At 64.4% G+C, this 19,632-nt stretch carries 19 protein-coding genes; 10 read left to right on the top strand and 9 right to left on the bottom strand.

Features of this window, described 5'->3' with window-relative positions:
* Positions 1 to 82 precede the first annotated feature (82 nt).
* Positions 83 to 970, top strand: a complete 888-nt coding sequence (locus FJ949_RS07165) for a LysR substrate-binding domain-containing protein (protein WP_140494520.1) — start codon at positions 83 to 85, stop codon at positions 968 to 970.
* A gap of 86 nt (positions 971 to 1,056) precedes the next feature.
* On the opposite strand, the gene FJ949_RS07160 is transcribed toward FJ949_RS07165, so the two are convergent.
* Positions 1,057 to 1,668 carry a TIGR00730 family Rossman fold protein gene (locus FJ949_RS07160; protein WP_140494518.1) on the bottom strand — a complete coding sequence of 204 codons (612 nt, stop codon included), beginning with the start codon at positions 1,666 to 1,668 and terminating at the stop codon, positions 1,057 to 1,059.
* A 128-nt stretch (positions 1,669 to 1,796) separates the two neighbouring features.
* Between FJ949_RS07160 and FJ949_RS07155 the strand changes: the two genes are divergently transcribed.
* The 3 genes from FJ949_RS07155 (at position 1,797) to FJ949_RS07145 (ending at position 5,542) form a co-directional block, all read left to right on the top strand.
* On the top strand, positions 1,797 to 3,164 hold the full coding sequence (locus FJ949_RS07155; RefSeq protein ID WP_140494516.1) for an Ig-like domain-containing protein: 1,368 nt from the start codon (positions 1,797 to 1,799) through the stop codon (positions 3,162 to 3,164).
* 121 nt (positions 3,165 to 3,285) lie between these two features.
* Entirely contained in the window at positions 3,286 to 3,633 is a 348-nt protein-coding gene (locus tag FJ949_RS07150) for a metalloregulator ArsR/SmtB family transcription factor (RefSeq protein ID WP_140494514.1), read from the top strand.
* Between the two features lie 25 nt (positions 3,634 to 3,658).
* Positions 3,659 to 5,542, top strand: a complete 1,884-nt coding sequence (locus FJ949_RS07145; protein ID WP_140494512.1) for an ABC transporter ATP-binding protein/permease — start codon at positions 3,659 to 3,661, stop codon at positions 5,540 to 5,542.
* A gap of 31 nt (positions 5,543 to 5,573) precedes the next feature.
* Here the strand turns inward: FJ949_RS07145 and FJ949_RS07140 are convergent, their stop codons facing one another.
* Positions 5,574 to 6,455, bottom strand: a complete 882-nt coding sequence (locus tag FJ949_RS07140) for an SMP-30/gluconolactonase/LRE family protein (RefSeq protein ID WP_140494509.1) — start codon at positions 6,453 to 6,455, stop codon at positions 5,574 to 5,576.
* 209 nt (positions 6,456 to 6,664) lie between these two features.
* Between FJ949_RS07140 and FJ949_RS07135 the strand changes: the two genes are divergently transcribed.
* Both FJ949_RS07135 and FJ949_RS07130 read left to right on the top strand, forming a co-directional pair.
* Complete coding sequence (locus tag FJ949_RS07135; RefSeq protein ID WP_140494507.1) at positions 6,665 to 7,363, top strand: phosphatidylserine decarboxylase; 699 nt, start codon at positions 6,665 to 6,667, stop codon at positions 7,361 to 7,363.
* A gap of 3 nt (positions 7,364 to 7,366) precedes the next feature.
* Positions 7,367 to 8,185, top strand: coding sequence for a phosphatidylcholine/phosphatidylserine synthase (locus FJ949_RS07130; RefSeq protein WP_140494505.1), 819 nt, complete (start codon positions 7,367 to 7,369; stop codon positions 8,183 to 8,185).
* Between the two features lie 118 nt (positions 8,186 to 8,303).
* Here the strand turns inward: FJ949_RS07130 and FJ949_RS07125 are convergent, their stop codons facing one another.
* Entirely contained in the window at positions 8,304 to 10,526 is a 2,223-nt protein-coding gene (locus FJ949_RS07125) for an AMP-binding protein (protein WP_140494503.1), read from the bottom strand.
* Positions 10,527 to 10,662: 136 nt separating this feature from the next.
* A complete protein-coding gene (locus tag FJ949_RS07120) occupies positions 10,663 to 11,070 on the bottom strand; it encodes a 4-oxalocrotonate tautomerase family protein (RefSeq protein ID WP_140494501.1) in 408 nt (135 codons plus the stop codon).
* A 113-nt stretch (positions 11,071 to 11,183) separates the two neighbouring features.
* Between FJ949_RS07120 and FJ949_RS07115 the strand changes: the two genes are divergently transcribed.
* On the top strand, positions 11,184 to 12,047 hold the full coding sequence (locus tag FJ949_RS07115) for a LysR substrate-binding domain-containing protein (RefSeq protein WP_140494499.1): 864 nt from the start codon (positions 11,184 to 11,186) through the stop codon (positions 12,045 to 12,047).
* Positions 12,048 to 12,215: 168 nt separating this feature from the next.
* On the opposite strand, the gene FJ949_RS07110 is transcribed toward FJ949_RS07115, so the two are convergent.
* Both FJ949_RS07110 and FJ949_RS07105 read right to left on the bottom strand, forming a co-directional pair.
* Entirely contained in the window at positions 12,216 to 13,118 is a 903-nt protein-coding gene (locus FJ949_RS07110; RefSeq protein WP_140494497.1) for a DMT family transporter, read from the bottom strand.
* 55 nt (positions 13,119 to 13,173) lie between these two features.
* Positions 13,174 to 14,061, bottom strand: coding sequence for a DMT family transporter (locus tag FJ949_RS07105; RefSeq protein WP_140494495.1), 888 nt, complete (start codon positions 14,059 to 14,061; stop codon positions 13,174 to 13,176).
* Positions 14,062 to 14,384: 323 nt separating this feature from the next.
* Between FJ949_RS07105 and FJ949_RS07100 the strand changes: the two genes are divergently transcribed.
* Positions 14,385 to 14,966 carry a VOC family protein gene (locus tag FJ949_RS07100; RefSeq protein ID WP_140494493.1) on the top strand — a complete coding sequence of 194 codons (582 nt, stop codon included), beginning with the start codon at positions 14,385 to 14,387 and terminating at the stop codon, positions 14,964 to 14,966.
* Between the two features lie 27 nt (positions 14,967 to 14,993).
* Positions 14,994 to 15,881: a glutathione S-transferase family protein gene (locus FJ949_RS07095; RefSeq protein WP_140494491.1), complete on the top strand. Its 888-nt coding sequence runs from the start codon at positions 14,994 to 14,996 to the stop codon at positions 15,879 to 15,881.
* Between the two features lie 153 nt (positions 15,882 to 16,034).
* Here the strand turns inward: FJ949_RS07095 and FJ949_RS07090 are convergent, their stop codons facing one another.
* Complete coding sequence (locus FJ949_RS07090; protein ID WP_140494490.1) at positions 16,035 to 17,546, bottom strand: peptidase S10; 1,512 nt, start codon at positions 17,544 to 17,546, stop codon at positions 16,035 to 16,037.
* Positions 17,547 to 18,062: 516 nt separating this feature from the next.
* On the opposite strand from FJ949_RS07090, the gene FJ949_RS07085 reads away from it, so the two are divergent.
* A complete protein-coding gene (locus FJ949_RS07085) occupies positions 18,063 to 18,569 on the top strand; it encodes an OsmC family protein (RefSeq protein ID WP_140494488.1) in 507 nt (168 codons plus the stop codon).
* 14 nt (positions 18,570 to 18,583) lie between these two features.
* On the opposite strand, the gene FJ949_RS07080 is transcribed toward FJ949_RS07085, so the two are convergent.
* Complete coding sequence (locus tag FJ949_RS07080; protein ID WP_140494486.1) at positions 18,584 to 18,802, bottom strand: hypothetical protein; 219 nt, start codon at positions 18,800 to 18,802, stop codon at positions 18,584 to 18,586.
* 147 nt (positions 18,803 to 18,949) lie between these two features.
* On the bottom strand, positions 18,950 to 19,585 hold the full coding sequence (locus FJ949_RS07075) for a hypothetical protein (RefSeq protein WP_140494484.1): 636 nt from the start codon (positions 19,583 to 19,585) through the stop codon (positions 18,950 to 18,952).
* Between the last annotated feature and the right edge of the window lie 47 nt (positions 19,586 to 19,632).

The raw sequence follows: 19,632 nt of genomic DNA, 5'->3' as shown, positions 1-19,632 counted from the left end.
TCGCGCTGGATGGTCAGACTGTCCAAGACTGATTAGGCTAAAGTTGAGACTTTTGAAGACTTGATGCCGCGCGGAGCAAAAAATGTTCGACTTGCGCCAGATCCGATATTTCGTCGCCGTCGCGGAAACCGGCAATGTCGGTCGCGCCGCCGAGCTGCTGCATATTTCGCAGTCGCCGCTGAGCCGGCAGATCATGCAGCTTGAACAGCAGCTTGGCGTAACCCTGTTCGAACGGGTAAAACAGCGCGTCCATCTCAATGCCGAGGGCCGCGCCTTTCTCGCCGAGGCCCGCGCGCTGCTGTCGAACGCGCGCCGGCTGGAGGAACTTGGTCGAAACCTTGCCAGCGGGTCTGTCGGGCGTCTTGCCATCGGCTATGTCGAAGGCGCCGTGCACGCCGGGCTTGTCGCCGCGATGCTGCGCCAATTCCGCCGCGACCGGCCGGATTTTCATCTCCAGTTGAGAAGCCTGCGCTCGGCGGCGCAGATCGAGGAGCTGCGGCAGCGGTCGCTGGATCTGGGCCTGGTCTATTCGCCGCCCGCCGCAGACGATCCCGATATCGCCAGCACGCCGCTGCGCCACGAGCCGCTGGCGCTGGCGATGCCCGAAGGCGATCCGCTCGCCGAAGTGGCCGATATCCAGCCGCACCATCTCGACGGCCGCGTCTGGATCACCGTCGTGCGCCAGCCCGACGACACCAATCGCGGCCAGTTCCTGGCCGCCTGCGCCAAGGCGGGTTTCCTGCCCGATATCGCCTATGAGACGGCGGACCCGTTGACCTCGCTCGGCCTTGTCAGCGCCGGCCTCGGCCTTGCCACCGTCCAGTCGAGCCTGCGCATCGCCGCGCCGCCCGGGATCCTGTTTCGGGACCTGCCATGGTTCGAGCGCAAGGTCTCGATCCATCTTGCCTGGCGGCGCCAAGATCGGCGGGCGGTAATCGCTGATCTGCGGCAGGCTGGAGTAGGGCAGTAGGGCAGTAGGTTCTGTCTTCCGCTACTGCCTTACTCCCCTACTCCCCTTACTCCCCTACTCCCTTACTCCCTTACTCCCTTACTCCCCTACATCTTATCTATCACCGACTGCACGCCCTCCGTCGGCGCATCGACCGAGGAGCCTGCCACCATGATGGCGGCGACGATTGCCTCGGGGTCATTGACGACCAGCGGCTTGACCCGCTGTGCGGTGTGAATGAAGCCTTCGGTTGCCATATGGTCGATAAGCGCCAGCATCGGATCCCAGAATCCGCCGACATTGCCGAAGACGATCGGCTTTCGGTGATGGCCAAGTTGCGCCCAGGTCATGACCTCGACGATCTCCTCGACTGTGCCGATGCCGCCCGGCAGCGCCACAAAGGCGTCGGATTTCTCGAACATCTTATGTTTGCGCTCGTGCATGTTTTCGGTGATCACGAGCTCGTCGAGCCGGTCTAGCGCGGTTTCGGTTGCTTCCCTGTTGATCAGGAAGCGGGGAATGATGCCGGTGACCTTGCCGCCGGCCTTGAGCGCGCCTTCAGCGACGGCGCCCATGATACCTTTGGTGCCGCCGCCATAGATCAGCCTGAGGCCGGAGCGCGCAAGCGATCGCCCGAGCAGGTGACCAGCCTTGGCATAGGTTTCATCACGGCCCGGAGACGAGCCGCAATACACGCAGACGGATCGAATCGTATTCATGCCGATGATTGGTGATTGGGTCTGAAAGCGCGGTCAAGCCCTAAGGGCCGAGAAGTCCGGGCTTTTTCTTGTCGGTGATGGTAAAACAGGCTAGACCGGCGTTAGGTGGCTAAGGGGCAGGGAAGTAGATGGCGATCAATCCGTTGAAGGCGTTTCTGTTCGCGGCGGGTGGGACCGTTGCGGTCGCGGGAACCGCCTATGTGTCGGGCGCGCTCGACCCATATTTCAATCGCACGCCGCCGGCGGACGTCGCGGCGCAGGCTCCGGCTGTGGCGCCGAAGCCGGCCAATCCGGGCACGGAAGCGCGGCTGCCGCAGGCTGCGGCACCGTCCGCTCCCACCTCTGAGGCAACCGCGCCTGCCGTCGCGGGTCCGATCGCCCCGACCTTCGACGTGGTGCGCGTTGAAGGCGATGGTTCGATCGTCGTCGCCGGCAATGCCGCGCCCAATTCAAAGGTCGAGATCCTCAACGGTTCGACCGTGATCGGCTCGACGGTCGCCGGTCCGGATGGCGCCTTCGTCATCGTGCTCGATGATCCGCTGAAGCCTGGTGACTATACGATTGCCTTGCGCTCCACCGCCGGCGATGTCGCGACCGCTTCCGCCCAGACGGCCGTCGTCTCCATTCCCGCCAATGCGAGCGGCCAGGTGCTGGCCATGGTCGAGGAACCGGGCAAGCCGGCCGAACTGCTGACCGTGCCCCAGCCGCAGACAACACCGGAAGCGCCTGCAGCCGCGGCTCCGGCGCCAGGCGCGTCCGCCGCCATCGAAGCAACGCCTGCTCCTGCGGCGCCGACAACGCCGCCCGCGCCATCCGTGGCCGAACCCAAGATCGTTGTCGAAGCGGTCGAGATTGACGGCAGCAAGATCTTTGTCGCCGGCCTCGCCGACCCGGGCCGCAAGGTGCGCGCCTATGCCAACGACATCCTGCTTGGCGAAGCGCAGACATCGCCGAATGGCCATTTCCTGGTTGAGGCGAGGCGCGACGTACCGGTCGGCAGTTACACCATCCGTGTCGATGGCCTCGATGCCGACGGGGTGAAGGTGGTGGCCCGCGCCGCCGTACCGTTCGAGCGCGAACCGGGCGAGGCGGTCGCCGCCGTGGCGCCTGCTGGATCCAAGGCGGCCGATGCAAAGTCTGCCGAACCGTCGGCTGCCGCTGAAGCGCCCGCCAACCCGGCGGAACCGGCTCCGGCCGATGCAGTGGCCACGCCGCCTTCCGATGTGGCCGAGACTGTTTCACCTAAGCTCGAACATGCCAACGGCGCCGTGATCATCCGCCGCCACGATACGCTGTGGCGGATTTCGCGGCGCGTTTACGGTTATGGCATGCGCTACTCGACAATCTATCTCGCCAACCAGGACCAGATCCGCAATCCCGACCGCATCTGGCCGGGACAGGTGTTCAAGGTCCCGCCACGGTCTAAGGAAGGCGAGGCCGCCGACCTCAAGGCGATGGGTGACCAGATGACGACGCATTCGGCGAAGACGGAGTAGGCAAGCGTCAGCGGGGCGGCTGCAAGCCGTTCCGAAGCCGATCCTTCGCAGCCCTCCGCCTGCAATCTCCCCATCCGGCCAGCTTGCCTCGTCACTGTTCATCGTCTATCGCCGATGAACGATGACCGAGTCCCTGCCTGAACCGGACCGCGCGACGAGCGCGCCAACCTCTTGCACCACCGACAGCCACTCCATCGCGGCCCGCTTCGCCGCGCTCTCGCACCCTGCGCGCATCGAGATCCTGAAACGCCTGTCCGCCAGCGGTTTCTGCTGCTGTCGGGACGTTGTCGACCATCTCGATCTCGCCCAGTCGACCGTCTCGCAGCATCTGAAGATCCTGGTCGAGGCGGGGCTGGTGCGCTTCGCGCCTGACCGCCAGCGCTCGCGCTACGAGGTGGACCAAGCCGCGCTTGCCGGCGTGTCGGCTTCGCTGAGCGCGCTCGTCGTTTCCTGCTCGACCAGCCGCTGACCCTCTCACCCAAAAGGCAAGAAAAGTGGCCGAAAAAACCGTCTCCGCCGATTCCCCGACCTTCAAGACGCTGCTTAACCTCTGGCCCTATATGTGGCCGGCGGATCGTGCCGATCTGCGGGCGCGCGTCACCTGGGCGACAATTCTGCTGGTGGTTGCCAAGCTGACATTGGTCGCGGGACCCTATTTCTTCAAATGGGCGACCGACGCCTTGGCCGGTGACGGCAGATCGACGCCGCCGCTGCCCGCCTTCCTGCTCGCCCCGGTCATGTTGGTTGTCGCCTACAATGTGGTGCGGCTCGTGCAACTCGGCTTCAACCAGTTGCGCGACGCGCTGTTTGCCCGCGTCGGCCAGTACGCGGTGCGCCAGCTTGCCTTCCGCACCTTCGTCCACATGCACCAGTTGTCCCTGCGCTTCCATCTCGAACGGCGCACCGGCGGCTTGTCGCGCATCATCGAGCGCGGCACCAAGGGCATCGAGACGATCGTGCGCTTCATCATGCTCAACACGGCGCCGACCATCCTCGAATTCGCGCTGACCACGGGCATCTTCGCCTACACCTATGGCTGGAAATACGTAGCCGTGGTGGCGGTCACCGTCTGGCTCTATGTCTGGTTCACGGTTCGCGCCAGCGACTGGCGCATTTCGATCCGCCGCGACATGAACGACAGCGACACCGACGCCAACACCAAGGCGATCGACTCTCTGCTCAATTTCGAGACGGTCAAATATTTCAACAACGAGGCCATGGAGGCCGAGCGCTTCGACCGCTCCATGGCGCGCTACGAGATGTCGGCGACGAGAATCTGGACGTCGCTCGGCTGGCTGAATTTCGGCCAGGGCGTCATCTATGGGCTGGGCACGGTCATCGTGATGTGCATGTCCGCGCTCGAAGTGCAACGTGGCACGCAGACCGTCGGTGATTTCGTCTTCATCAACGCCATGCTGATGCAGCTCTCGGTGCCGCTCAATTTCATCGGCTTCATCTACCGCGAGATTCGCCAGGGCCTCACCGATATCGAGCAGATGTTCGACCTGCTCGACGTGCCGCAGGAGATCGTCGACAAATCTGATGCCAGGCCGCTCGCGATCGAGGCCGGCAAGGTCGAATTCCGTGACGTGCATTTCTCCTACGACCCGAACCGCAAGATCCTGAAAGGCATCAGCTTCGAGGTGCCGGCCGGCAAGACCGTCGCCATCGTCGGTCCTTCGGGCGCGGGCAAGTCGACCATCTCGCGGCTGCTGTTCCGCTTCTACGACATCCAGTCGGGCCAGGTGCTGATCGACGGCCAGGATGTCAGGGAGGTGACGCAGGAGAGCCTGCGCGCGGCGATCGGCATGGTGCCTCAGGACACCGTGCTGTTCAACGACACCATCGCCTACAACATCCGCTACGGCCGCATCGGCGCCAGCGAGGAGGAGGTGCGCAAGGCGGCCGAACTCGCCCAGATCGGCCCCTTCATCGAGCGGCTGCCCGAGGGTTACCGCTCGATGGTCGGCGAGCGCGGGCTGAAGCTTTCCGGCGGCGAGAAGCAGCGCGTGGCGATTGCCCGCACCATCCTCAAGGCGCCGCCAATCCTGATGCTCGATGAGGCGACTTCGGCGCTGGACAGCCATACCGAACAGGAAATCCAGGCCGCGCTCGACCTGGTCAGCCGGGGCCGCACCACCATCGTCATCGCCCACCGGCTGTCGACGGTGATCACGGCCGACGAAATCATCGTGCTCAAGGACGGCCAGATCGCCGAACGCGGCACACATGCCGATCTGATGCGCAAGCACGGGCTTTACGCCTCGATGTGGGACCGCCAGCGCGAGGCGACCGAAGCCGAGGAGCGTCTGCGCATCGCCCGCGAAAGCGACGAACTGGGTGTGGTGGTGCGCAGGCGCACGTCGGAGCTGTCGTAGCGGCGTTGGCTATCTCCGTCGCTTTCGCCAATCAGCGTGTGCCCGAAATGTAAGACGGCCATCCCGCGCCAGGCGAGGAAACAGCGACGCCCAGCACCTGACCAGTGCGGGCGTCGCTCGACATGTGGTCGAAGCCGGCCCATTCGGCGACGGTGATGAACAGCGTCCTGCCGTCGACACCGCCCAGCATGCAGGCGAAGCAGCCGCGATCGGCGGTCACGGTCTGCATCACTTCACCGCCTTCGCGTACCTGCGCACAGCGCTTGTTGGGAACATCCGCGTACCAGACCGCCCCTTCGGCATCGAGGCAGATGCCGTCGGGATAGCCGTCGACATCGGCCCACACCCGCCGATTAGCCAGAGTGCCGTCGGCGGCTATGTCGAAGGCGGTCAGCCGGTTGGAGTGGGATTCGGCAATGATCAGCGTCCTGTTGTCCGGGGTCACAGCCATGCCATTGGCAAACGCGATATTCCCAGCCACTTGCCTGGCCGTCCCGTCCGGCGTGATCAGCACGATCGTGCCCGGGCCGAAATGCTGGCCGGGTGCCGGCGCCGGGCCGCCGCCATTGACATAGATATTGCCGCGCCCATCGACGACGATCTCGTTCCAGGGGCTTTTCGAAAGATCGCGCAGATCGGCATGGGTGACGAGCCTGCCATCCACCTCCTGCCTTAGCAGCAGGCCTTCGCGGCCTGAAATCACGAGCAACCTGCCATCCGGCAGCCAGTCGATGGAGTAGGGCAGGACCGCTGGCACGGTGAGCATCACCCTGCTCTTGCCCTCGTCGCTCACGGCGACGATCTCTCTGGTACCCCAGTTGCAGAGCCACAGGCGTCCCTCATGCCAACGCGGCGATTCCCCGAAAGCGAGGCCCTTGGCGATAATCTTGGCGTTCTCGGCAACGGATGACATTGCTGGCTCCTTGGCTGCGTGACCCACGTCACCGTTCCGAAGGCGTCGCGGGGCACTGTCCTGTCAAGGACGGGCGAGCGTATGGCTTGCCGACATGGCGGCCGACAATTCTAAAAGGCTACTGCGCGCCCTTCCCCCCATTGTCGCGTTGCGGGCAGAGGGTGTTTCGGTTATTGAGGCCGGACCTGAAACAGGGACTGCCCCATCCCATGAGCCTTGTCGATACGGTCAAGAACGCGTTCGTACCGATCCATCGCGAGGGCTATCCGTTCATCGCCGCGTTCGGCGCGGGCACGCTTTTCCTCGGCTATTTCTCCTCGATCCTGTTCTGGATCGGGCTCATCCTCACCGCCTGGTGCGCCTATTTCTTCCGCGATCCCGAGCGGGTGACGCCGGTCGACGACCGTCTGGTGGTGAGCCCCGCCGACGGCGTCATCTCGGCGGTCGGCCCGGCCGTGCCGCCGCGCGAGCTTGGCCTCGGCAATACCGAAATGACCCGGATATCGGTGTTCATGAACGTCTTTTCCTGCCACGTGAACCGCGCCCCGGTGCGCGGCAAGATTTCCCGCATCGAGCATCGGCCCGGAAAATTCCTCAATGCCGAACTCGACAAGGCAAGCACCGAGAACGAGCGCAACGGGCTGGTCATCGACAGCCCCAACGGCACCGTCGCGGCGGTGCAGATCGCCGGCCTCGTGGCGCGGCGCATCGTCTGCTGGGCCGAGACCGGCGGCTCGATCGCCATCGGCGAGCGTTTCGGCCTGATCCGCTTCGGTTCGCGCGTCGATGTCTTCCTGCCGGAGGCGGCGACCCCACGGGTGGCCGTCGGCCAGACGGCCGTCGCCGGCGAAACGGTGCTGGCGGAATTCGGCGGTATCGCCGCCACGCCTCTCGTGCGGATCTCCTGACCGGTGGGCGCGCCGTTCAAGAAATTCGAGGCGCATGCCAGCGGCGGCCCGCGCATCCGCGAAATCCCGATGCGCATGGTGCTGCCCAATCTGGTTACGGTGCTCGCCATCTGTGCCGGCTTGTCCGGCATCCGCTTCGCTTTCGAGAACCGCTTCGAGCCCGCGGTGGTCATGGTGCTGCTCGCCGCGTTCCTCGACGGCATAGACGGCCGGTTGGCGCGAATGCTGAAGGCAACGTCGAAATTCGGCGCGCAGATGGATTCGCTGGCCGACATCGTCAATTTCGGCGTCGCGCCCGCGCTGGTGCTTTACGCTTTCCTGCTCGACCGCGCGGGATCGCCGGGCTGGATTGCCGCCCTTTTGTTCACCATCGCCTGCGGCATGCGGCTCGCCCGCTTCAATGTTCTTGACGAGGAAAAGGCCGAGCGGCCGGCATGGCAGACCGAATATTTCGTTGGGGTACCGGCGCCGGCGGGCGCCGTGCTGGTGATGCTGCCGCTTTATCTGTATTTCCTGCGGCTTGGGCTGGAGCCCGGCCGCCCGGCCGCCTTCATCGCCACCGGCTTCACCGTACTGGTCGCCTTCCTGCTGGTCAGCCGTTTGCCGGTCTATTCGGGTAAGAGCGTCAAGGTGCCGGGTGACAAGGTATTGCCGGTCATCCTGGGGGTCGTGCTCTACATCCTGCTCTTGATGACCTATCCCTGGTACACGCTGACGGCCTCCGTCGCCGGTTATCTCCTCTTCCTGCCCTTCAGCGTGCGTGCCTATTCGAAGCGCGCCAGGCTGGAAGGCGAGCAGGTGCCGCCTTCGGATATAGGATAACGCTGTTATCCCTCTTTGAAGGCGGGGATGTCGCCGAAGGCGACAGAGGGTGCATTGAAGGCCAGCGCTTTGCGCCCGGGCCTGCGATTTAGGCGAGACGACCCTTCAGGCCGTTCGCCTACGCCGCCGCACTCAGCCCCAGACGATCGATGGCCAGTCTGCGGGCCGACACATAGTCGGTCTTGCCCGAGCCCAGCGCCGGGATCTCTTCCACCTTGACGATGTCGTTGGGCACCATCAGTTCGGCCGCCCCGGCCTTCTTGCCGAATTGGCGCAGTTCCTCGGCACTCGCATCGTCGGCGGTGGTCACCAGCACGATGCGCTCGCCGCGCCGTTTGTCGGGCACCGCCACGGCGGCATGGCGCTCTTCCGGCCACAGCGACTGCACCAGCATCTCGACCGCACCCAGCGACACCATCTCGCCGGCGATCTTGGCGAAACGCTTGGCCCGGCCGCGAATGGTGATGAAGCCCTCGCGGTCGACCGAGACGATGTCGCCGGTGTCGTGCCAGCCCTCGAGCCGCTGCAATTCGCCCGGTCGGTCGGCGGTCATGTAGCCCATCATCATATTCGGGCCGTCGAGCCACAGACGGCCGGCGCCATCGATGCCGTCGACGGGTTCGAGCTTCATGCGGATGGCCGGCAGCAGCCGCCCGACGGTGCCGTCGCGGCTATGGATGGCGGTGTTGACGGCAACCACGGGCGCGGCCTCGGTCAGCCCAAAGCCTTCGATGATCTCGGCCTGGAAACGCTCGCGATAGGTGCGGCGGGTTTCCGGCTTCACCGCTTCGGCGCCGGCGACGACGAAGCGCAGGCTGGAAAAATCGCCGTCCTTGGCGGTGCGCGCGTAATTGGCGAGGAAAGTGTCGGTGCCGAACATGACCGTCGGCTTCACCTTACGGGCGATCTCGGGGATGATCTTGTAGTGGAGAGGCGAGGGGTAGAGGAACAACTTTACGCCTGTGACCAGCGGCAGGATGGTGCCGCCCGTCAGCCCGAAGGAGTGGAACACAGGCAATACGTTGAGCAGGATATCGGCCGGCGAGATGGTGATACGGGCTTCCGCCTGCATGGCGTTGGCGTAAAGGTTCTTGTGCGACAGCACCACCGCCTTCGGCGTGCCTTCCGAACCGGAGGTGAACAGGATGACCGCGGGTTTGGCTGCGTACTGGCGCTGCAGCGGCCAGCGCCACAGCAAGGCGGCGGTAAGCTTTTCCAGCGCCGTCACGCTTGCGCGTGTATCCTCCAGCCAGAGAAATTTCGCGCCGCCCTTTTCGACCGCCGTCACGATATCGCCGAGGTCGGCCTTCTCGATGAAGGCGCGGGAGGAGACGACCGTGCGGATCACCGCCGTGCGGATGGCGGCGGTGACGCTGGCCGGACCCGCGGTGTAGTTGATCATCGCGGCCACCCGACCGGCCGAGAGCAGCCCGACCAGGGACAGCACCACGCCATTGGCGTTGGGCAGGAGCAGGCCGACCGCTTCGCCGGGCGCCGTCACCGCCTCGAAACGCCTGCCCAGCACGCGCGCGCCGATGAACAGTTTTCGATAGCTGAGCGCGCCCGAGACGACGTCCTCGATGATCGGATGGGATGCGCCGACCCTGGTTGCGGCATCACGCATGGCCAGGAACAGGCCGCGATCGAGATCGGCGGCTGCGAAGCGCGCCTCGGCGAAGCGGTCGAACAGCGCGTTGGTGTTCGAGGCCTGGTCGGGAATGCGCGCCACCAGCTCGGCGATGGTCATTGGTTCCAATGCGCTGATCGACAGGCGAGGGAACCAGCGCCTTGGCGCGATGCTGGCCGGCGTCAGCGAGACAGGAAGGTCGCGGGCGCCGCCGACGAAGATCGGCACGATGCGGGCGTCGGCCTGCATGGCGATGCGGGTGACAGCGCGAAACAGCCGGAACGACTTGACGTCGGGCTCGACCGCGTCCGGCAGGTAGACGGCAAGCCGGCCCTTGCCCTTCAGCACGCGCACCAGCCTGCGGCTGACGAAGACGTGTTCGGCGTTGAAGGCGATGGTGCGGCCAAGCTCGCGCCACGGCTCTAGCCATGGTGCCCTGGCCGAGGCTCCGTCGAGGATGTGCAGCGTGTCGTCAGGCAGCAGCGACAGCATCAGCGCCGGTTCGAAGTGCGACTGATGTGAGATGACATAGATGACTGGCGCCGCCGCATCGCGCGCGATTGCCATGCGGCTGTCGCTGATCCGGTACGCGAGCTTGAACGGCACGTAGAGCAGCGCCTGGGCAAAGCGCAGGCCGAGGCGGAACTTTTCCACTACCCCGATCAGCAGCCAGGCCACGACCAGACCCGCAAGCAGCGCCAGTGTCAGGATCATGCCGCGTCTCTCCCAACGTTCCTTGCACCTCGGCTCTGCGGCCGCTTCGGCAAGAACCTAGACGATGTGCGGGCAAGGTCAATGCGCAAGGGCCTCTTGCCGCCTCTCACGAAGGGAAGGGCAAAAGCGGCATCCTTTACGCCGCCTTCAGTCTCCCGCTGATGAAGCGGAATTCCTGCGTTTTGCCGCCATAACCGTAGGCGGCGGCCGGCACTTCGTGGACGAAGGCGTAGCTTTCTTCGTGCACGGACCCGAGCAGGCGCCCGAAGGCGGCGAAGATCGCCTTGAGATAGGCTTCCAGCTCGAGCTTGGTGTTGGTGCCGTCGACCACCTTGATGTCGAGCCAGAACGTATTGGTCCCATGCTCGGCCAGCGACGTGCCGCCGGCGAACCAGTGCTGCGGATCGAGATAGGAGACGGCAACCGCCGTTATGGTCGGATCCTTGCGAAGGTGCGTGGCGGTGAGTTCGGTCGCCTCCTTGGCGATCCTGGCGGACAGCGTGGCGTCGGGCTTCCCGGTGACGCTGACGTTGATGATGGGCATTGTCCTTCTCCTTGGTTCTGGCGGCCTCTGTCAGCCGATGATGCAACCCTGTCACCAACTAGGAAACATGAAAATCGAATTGTTTTCAGAGAATACTTCGATAATATCGAATTATGAAAACGCTCGATCCCGACCTCTTGAGGACATTCCTCGCCTTCGCCGACGGCGGCTCGCTGGCGCAGGCGGCCTCTATCGTCGGCCGTTCACCGTCGGCTGTGACGGCGCAGATGCAGCGGCTGGAAGAGGCTGTCGGCGAACCGCTCCTGGCGCCGCAGGGCAGGGGCCGCAGCCTGACGCCGACCGGTGAGGAGCTTGTCGGCCATGCCCGGCGTATCCTTGCAGCGCATCGTGAAGCCTGGCTCGGCCTGAAGGGCGCAAGGGCCGACGGACGCATCGCGATCGGTACGACGCAGGATTTCGCCGACAGCGGCTTGCCCGATTTGCTGCGTGCCTTCGCCGAAAGCCATCCGCGCGTCAGGATCGAGCTGCGCGTCGGCCGCTCCGCCGAGCTGGCGCAAGCCCTTCAGGGCGGTAGCCTGGATCTGGCGATCGTTATGCGGCAGGCGGCGACGCCGGACGAAATCGGCCTGCTGCGCGAGCCGATGATGTGGCTGTGTTCGCAAAAAGGGCTGGCTGCGCGACAGGACGAATTGCCGCTTGCGCTGCTCGATCCGCATTGCGGCTTCCGCGAAGCGGCGATCTCGGCGCTCGATTCGGCCGGCCGGCGCTATCGCGTTGCGGCCGGCAGCGCGAGCCTGGCCGGCCTGCGCACGGCGGTCAAGGCCGGCATTGCGCTGACGCTGCGCACCGCGCGCTTTGCCCATTCCGGCATCGTCGAAGCACCGCGCACGTTCGACCTGCCGCCCGTGCCCGTTGCCGAATTCGCCATCCGGCTGCGCGCCGATACCGAGAACCCGGCGCGGGATTTGGCCGCACTGCTCGGCGCCGGCCTGGCTGTGCCAGGACTTTTTGGCTGACAGCTGCCTGTCTTCAGGCGTGGGGCCAAAGAAAAAGCCGACCTTGCGGTCGGCTTGGAGTAGGACGGACCGAGGGGTTTGGGGGGACTCGGGGGTGGTCCGTCGGCTCAACAATGCCTGAACCGGATGATGGTTCCGTGACTGCGCAAATTTTTTTGGGCTCGGCTTTCACAACGGACCTGGCGCTTGTTGCTGCTTTGCCGACAGCCAGTCGCGGCCGGCATGGGCAAAGACCGCGCAAAGCACGATTGCGCCGCCGATCATGCTGGCCACGGGCGGTATCTCGGCCAGGAAAAGGAAGGCAAACAGGATCGCGAACGGCACTTCGGCAGAGCCGAGCAGGCCGGATTCAGCCGCCGGGATGAGCCGCGCGCCTTCCGTCCACAGGATCGAGGAGAGCGCAAAGCTCGAACCGAAGGCGACGAGCAGCACGGCATCCCTTGCCGAGACGGCAAGCGGGTCGGTGACGAACCAGCCGAGTATGAACAACAGCAGGGCCGAGACCGCGCCTGCCCAGACCGCCGGCGTGTCGCGGAAGGCGCGCACCATGATCATGTAGAGCGCGCTGCCGATCGTCATCAGCAGCGCCAGCCCGTCTCCGAACAGATTGCCTGTGCCGAAGCTCGACCAGACCATGACCGCAACGCCGCAAAGCGAGACGGCGGCGGCTAACATCGTCTGAAGACGGAAGGGCTCGCGCACCAGCAGGAAGGCGAGCAGCGCGGCAATGAAAGGCGACGTCGCGTAGATGACCGTGACATTGGCGACGAAGGTGAATTTGAAGGCGCAGATGAAGGCGATGCTGGCCAGCGCGCCTTCCACCGCCAGCAGCCAGCCGCGCCAGCCGAGCCGCAGCGTCTCGCGGTTGCCGGAGCGGTGGCGGCGCCACAGCACATAGAGGCTGATCAGGATCGAGCCGACGAAACCGCGCCAGCAGGTGATGGTCAGCGGATCGGCATGGATCGATTTGGTCAGCACGCCGGTCAATCCGAACACCGCCGCCGACGACGACACCAGGATGATGCCAAGTGTCCGTTCTGCGGTGTCGGTGGCGGCTGCTACATCGGTCATGAAAGCCAATTTACGTGGTTCTGTTCTGACATCGTAGTGTCAGCAATCTGGACCGTCACAGCCGTTTGCGAAAATGCTCGCCGCCGACGATCAGCAGCCCTGCGGTGATGATGAGAGCAGCGCCGAAAAACACTTCGCGACGCGGCACGTCGCCCCAGATGGCGAAGCCGAGCGCGAAGGCCCACAACAGCGAAGTGTATTCCAGCGGCGCGATGATCGAGGCCGGCGTCCGTTTCATGCCTTCGAAGAGAAGATACTGCGCCAAGCCGCCGAGCGCGCCGACGCTGGCAAGCAGAAGCAGTTCGCTCCAGCCGGGCGTCTGCCACCAAAGCAGCGCGGGCACCGCCGAGAATATCAGGAAATAGAAATTGTTGAGCATGAGCTGGATCATCGAGCGCTCGGCAAGTGCTGTCTTGCGCAACAGCACGATGGCGATGCCCCACAGGAAAGCGGCGGCCAGCACAAGCAGCACCGCCACGGACAGGCCGAGATGGGCAGGGTCACAGGCGACAAAGACGCCGGCGAAGCCGATTGCCACCGCCAGCCAGCGCAGCATTGGCACTTTTTCGCCAAGCATCACCACCGAAAGCACGGTGACGATGATCGGGGCCGCGTAATAGACGGTGGTCAGTTCGGCGAGCTGCAGGCTGCGCGCGGCATTGTAATAACAAAGCCACGCCGCCAGGGTGAAGACGCCGCGCAACAGCATCGGCCACACGATCGGCGACCGCGCCGTCTCCGCATAGAGATGCCGTCCGCCGATCGCCGCGCAGGCGGTCAGTATGGTGACGCTGCGGAAGAACAGGATCTGCCAGACGCTCATGCCGGCTACCAGCAGCTTGATCGAAGCGTCCTGCGTCGAAAAAAGCAAATAGGCGGCGCCGGTCAGGAGGATACCGGCGAGAACCCTTTCGCGTGTTTCGAGAATGGCGACATCGGCCATGCGACAAGCGGCCTTGTGTGAAAACGGCTCCGGCCCCTGTCGGCTCCGCTCCCGCCAGCTATAGGGGCGAAACCTTGCATGGCGCTGCTCCAGCGCCGTGCTTGCGTTGGGGCAGGGCCGATCCCGATGCGGCTTCTGGCGCGGCGCGACTGATTGGTTTAGCATCGTCTCACAAAGCCGGCGCGTAAGGTTCGGCGAGCCAAGGGAACGGCGCGGATCAGGAAGCCAGCGCTCGCATAAGAGACGCCATTCGCTTCATGCGCGGTGGGCCTGACAGCTGGCACTTACGGATATCGAAACGCCGACATCAGGGGGAGAACGCAATGCAGAAACTGCAATCGCAAGGCGTCCATCACATCACGCTGGTCGGCGCCGGTCGCCAGACATCGATCGATTTCTGGGAAGGCGTGCTGGGCATGCCTTTCATTTTCGAGCAACCCAACCTCGACAAGGCAGCCGAAAGCCATCTCTATTTCGATCCGGGCGACGGGCGGCTGATCACCATCTTTACCGACGAGACCCGCACGCCGGCAAAGCGCCGCACCCCGACGGATACCGGCTGCGTCCACCACATCGCCTTTGCCGTGTCGCGCGTGACCTTCCTGCAGGCGGTCGCCCGGCTTGACGAGCGCGCCATCAAGCACAGTGGCGTCAAGGACCGCGGTTTCATGGATTCGATCTATTTCGAGGATCCGCTTGGCCTGCTGATCGAACTTGCTTCCTACCGTTTCGAGCCGCCGGCCGGCTTTAGCCATGCCGACGTGCTGATGGAAGCGCACAAGCTCCGCGTCGCGCGTGGCGACTACAACATTGCCGAGGCGCATCTGGCCGACGCCATCCAGGCGCTGGTCGAGCGCTCGCGCGCGAGTTTGTCGGCCGACAGGACGCCGCGCAATCCGTATTGATTTTTGAATAAGCAAAGGGAGGAACACATGGCAAAGACAGCGACGAAGGGTGCGAGGAAGCCGGCAGCTAAGGGCACACCAAAGGCTATGGCAAAACCAGCAGCAAAAGCTTCAACCAAGCCGGCGCCAAAAATATCGGCAAAGCCTTCGGCCAAGGCGGCGTCAAAAGCAGCAACCGCCGGCAAAACCGCGTCCAGGACCAAGGGGAAATCGGCGAAGAACCCCGCCCTGATGATCAGCATGCTGAAGCCCAGCGTCAACAACATGACGGTTCGGGTGTTTGCCCGCGCCGCCGGGCTGGACCATGCCGAGGCCGACGCCTGGGGCAGCACGCGTTCGCCCGAATTCATGGCGCGCAACCCGGCCCATCTGACCCCGATGATCGAGGACAAGGGCCTGCCGCGCGGGGTGCTTTGGGAAAGCTGCGCCATCATGCAGTATCTCGCCAACAAGCACGGGCTGGAGAAATTCTACCCCAAGGCGCCTGCCAAGCGGGCGATGATCGACAGCGCCATGTTCTACCTGATCGGTACGCTCTATCCCTATGTGGCGCGCGCCACCTATCCGGCGCTCGGTTTCCCGCAATATGCCGGAGAGGTCGGCCACAGCGACGCTCATCCCGACAGGAAGGCCGAGGCGCAGAAGGCGGCGATCGCCGCCATTTCCGAACCGCTGGAGGTGTTCCACTCCTTCTTCAGGGACGGCAAGCCCTTCATTGGAGGCAAGAACCCGTCTATCGCCGACATCCGCCTGGCGGCGACACTCGAATTTCTCGCCGTCATCGACTATGCCCTGCCGGAATGGGCCAGCGACTACATGGCCGCGATGGAGAAGAAGCTCGGCAAGGCCTATGCAGACCCGGCCAGCGACGTGCGCGGCTACATTGCCCATGTGAAGTCACAGCCACGGGTGTGAGATCGCTTCGGCGCCGCAGGCCGGTTGAAGGCGGCCGGCCGCCAAGATGAACTGCAATGTCCTTCGCGGCTCCTTTGCCTGGAGGACAGAGGAGGGCACTGTCCCGCCAGCGTGTCGCGGACTGCCGGTCACTCCGGTGCTACCAAGCGACGCTTACTGCGTCGCTTGGTAAAGCTCCGCCGCCGCTGCCTTGAGCGCCCGCCTTCCGTCCGGCCTGAAATACATCATGTGTCCTCCGTCCAGCACATCGACGCGGATGGGCTTTGCACCGGCCAGCGTCGGTACCTGGTTCACCAGATAGCGAGACGCCAGATAGGGCGTGACGAGGTCGGTGTAGCCGTTGACGATGACGACGCCGAGTGCGGGATTGAGCGAGCGCGCCCGCTGCAGATCGTTCATCACGCCGGCATAGCCTTGCCGCGATGTGCCGTAGTCCCAATTGCGGCTGATCTCGCCATTGAGCAGCCGGTAGCTGACATCGGTGTGGTAGTTCAATTCGTCCCGGGCATAGCCGACAAAAGCCGAGGTCAACGCTGGAACGCTGCGGTCGAGCACCGGATCGGGTCCGGCGGTGCGAGCGCTTTCAGGAGCGATGTCGGCCGTGCCGATCATGGCGTCATAGGGGCTGAGTACCTTGCTTTTCGAGCGGGCGAACTCCCTCGCGAAAAGGCTGGTCGGTATACGCGCGAAATTCCGCTGCACGAGGTCGAGGGGCAGACCGGTGATCTCGGCCACCCGCTGGCTGGCCAGCCGCCCGCCTTGCTCCAGCCCGCTGGCCAGCGCCGTGAGGTAGTCGCCAAGCGCATAGCGCTCGACCGCGGCCAACTGCGCCCGCAGCGCCTCGCCGGTAACGCCGTCGGCACTGAGCCGCACCGACGCCAGCGAGGGGAGTTCGAGAGCCCAGTGCAGCGGCTCGAATTCGTCAGGTTGCACCAGCATGAATTCCAGCGCCGGCGAGATCAGCACGATGCCGCTCGGGCTAAGGCCGACATCTTCCTGCAAAGTCCTGGCGAGCAGCGCCGCGCGAAACCCGCCATAGCTTTCCCCGGCCAGGAAAAGCGGCGAGCCGCTGCGGCCGTTCTGGGCCAGATAGAGCCGGATGAAGGCGCCGATCGAGCTGGCGTCCTGGTTGACGCCCCAGAAGTCGTGGGTGTTCTGCCCGGGAGCCTCGCGGCTGTAGCCGGTGCCGACCGGATCGACAAAGACGAGGTCGGTCATGTCGAGCCAGCTGTCCGGATTGTCGATGATCTTTTGCGGCGGCGGCAGGAATTCGCCATCGGCTCCGGTCGTGATGATGCGCGGACCGAGCGCACCGAGATGCAGATAGGCGGAAGCCGCCCCGGGGCCGCCATTGAAGACGAAGGTAATGGGGCGTGGTGCCGTTTTTGCCGCGTCGGCCGGTGGCCGCAGCGTATAGGCGACATAAAAGATCTCCGCCGTGACGTCGGCCTTGCCTGAAAGCAGCGACAGCGTGCCGGTCTTGGCCTGATAGTCCAGCTTGCGTCCGGCAACCGTGATCGAATGGCTGGTGACCTGCGGCGGCGGCAGCAGCGACAGCACACCGCCGGTCGGCGCCGGCCTCTCCGGCGTTTCAGCCAGCACAGGCTGTTCGAAGGCAGCAAGCATCAGCAGGATGAGAGAGAGCAGTTTCAACTTGAACGGCATGACGCCTCCGCGAGAACGCTTGTCGCATAGCTATAGCCGATGCGATCGAAGTCAAAGGAAAGGCTCGTCCGGCTGAAGACGGATCGCCTGCCATCAGCAACGAATCCGGGTCAGCGGGTTCCGTGCAAGCCTTCTCGACGCGCTATTGAGAGAGCATTGAATAAAAAAACCGCCTGTACGGCGGGTCCGTGGCGCAACTCAGCACCATAACCAGGAATGTACCATAGCTGCCTTCACCCTGTCAAGAAAAAATTCCTATCAGGAGAAACCGTTGGCACACCCGACTGCCCATCGCCAGCCCTTGTTGACCCGAGTCGGTCACCAGAAAATGGGACGACGGCACTCGCACGGCTCGGACGGTCTTTGAGACCTCGTCCGTCAATGTCCATTTGGGATAGTGATTGCGCGCCTGTGTCCCAGCGCGATGATTATGTTTGCTTTCCGGTGTGATCGGGTCAAATCTCGGTGGCTTGACGCACGCCAGCGCCAGAAACGATCGTCGAAAGGGGCAGCGAAATGGACGCCACCGCACTGAAGGCCATGCAGGCGCCGCTGAAAGAGACCTATCGCGATGATGCTTCGCGCGCGCTCATCACGCTCAGGGCCAGAGGCAGTCTCGATGACCAGTCGATCGCCTGCAAGGTCGAGACGGGCAGGGCTCTCGCGATTGCCGGTCTGCATCCCGCAACCGGCGGCTCGGGGCTCGAGCTTTGCTCGGGCGACATGCTGCTGGAGGCACTTGTGGCCTGCGCCGGCGTGACGCTCAAGGCGGTGGCGACGGCGCTCGAATTCAAGCTCGGCGCCGCCACGGTCGAGGCCGAAGGCGACCTTGATTTTCGCGGCACGCTTGGCGTTGCCAAGGATGCGCCGGTCGGTTTTCGCGCCATCAGGCTGAATTTCAGTCTCGACACCGATGAGCCGCAGGAGCGCATCGATTCCTTGCTGAAACTGACCGAACGCTATTGCGTGGTGTTCCAGACCATCAACCAGAAGCCGGAACTGACGGTCAGCGCACGGCGCTGACGCCGCACCGCGCCTTACTGCGCTGCCGGTTCCTCCGCGTCGCCCTCGTCGGTGAAGGGTGACGCGCTCGGCACGCATTGCAGCGACCAGCCGGTCGGAGCCGGCTGCTTCTGGTATTCGGTGATGGCGGCGGTGCATTGTTCGCGCTTGTCGAACGTGCTGGGCAACACGACCATGCCGCCTTGCGGGCCGGCGATTACTAGGTACCAGACCAACGCTACGCTCGAAGCCATGGGAATTTCCTTGCTCTGCCCAGCCGGGCTTGTTGTGGGAATCTATGCGATCCTATCAACTCTGCGGAAATGACGAAAGCATGACCGCGACTCAGCTTTCCGCCGCCACATCACAGCCGCGTGATGTGGCGGGCGGGCGGGGTCTGGTCAATTCGTTGCGAAACAATAGAACAAGCCGTCGCCGCCGGTGCCTTTCAGCGCCTCCTGGCCGCAGCCGCCGCGCGAAGCATGCGAAGAGTTCCAGGATTTGGCGGCAGCCGAATCGTCGAGCCCGGTGCGGTCGTGATGGCCCATCATGGCAGCGCCTTCCGCGCCGCTCAGGGTCCAGTCACCGCAGGTCTGGTCGGCGATCCTGGTGCCGTCGGGCTTCGAGCCGGTCAGCATGTCGTGGCGGTTCGGCGTGTCGCCGCGGCCGTTCACCATCTCGCCTTTTTCGTTGAGCGCCGTCTGCTTGGTGATGCCGTTGGCATCGCCGTGCAGCGAGGCGACGTCGTCGGCTATCTTGACGCCCTTGGCATTCACCCACGGTCCCTTGCCGATGCGGTCGCGCGCATCCTCGGTGCTGGTCGACAGATATGCGGCCCAGGTCTTGCCGGTGACGCCGGCTGCTTCCGCCAGCGAGGCGCAATGCGCGTCGGCGCCCTTCAGGCCGCCGAGGTCTGCCCCTTTGCCCGAGCCGACGCTGGTGACGAAGAAGCTCATCTTGGCATCTTGTGACAAGGCTGTGCCGGCGGCCAAGGCTGAGGCAATGGCGGTGGCGGCGATGAGAATAAGTCTGCGCATGTCGGTCCTCCGGGTTTGAGCTTCGAATGTACATTCGAGGAACGCCG

It is taken from the genome of Mesorhizobium sp. B2-4-1, from assembly GCF_006442185.1.
Lineage (GTDB): Bacteria > Pseudomonadota > Alphaproteobacteria > Rhizobiales > Rhizobiaceae > Mesorhizobium.
The sequence above is the reverse complement of the archived record's forward strand: the minus strand, read 5'-3'. Positions and strand labels throughout refer to the sequence as shown.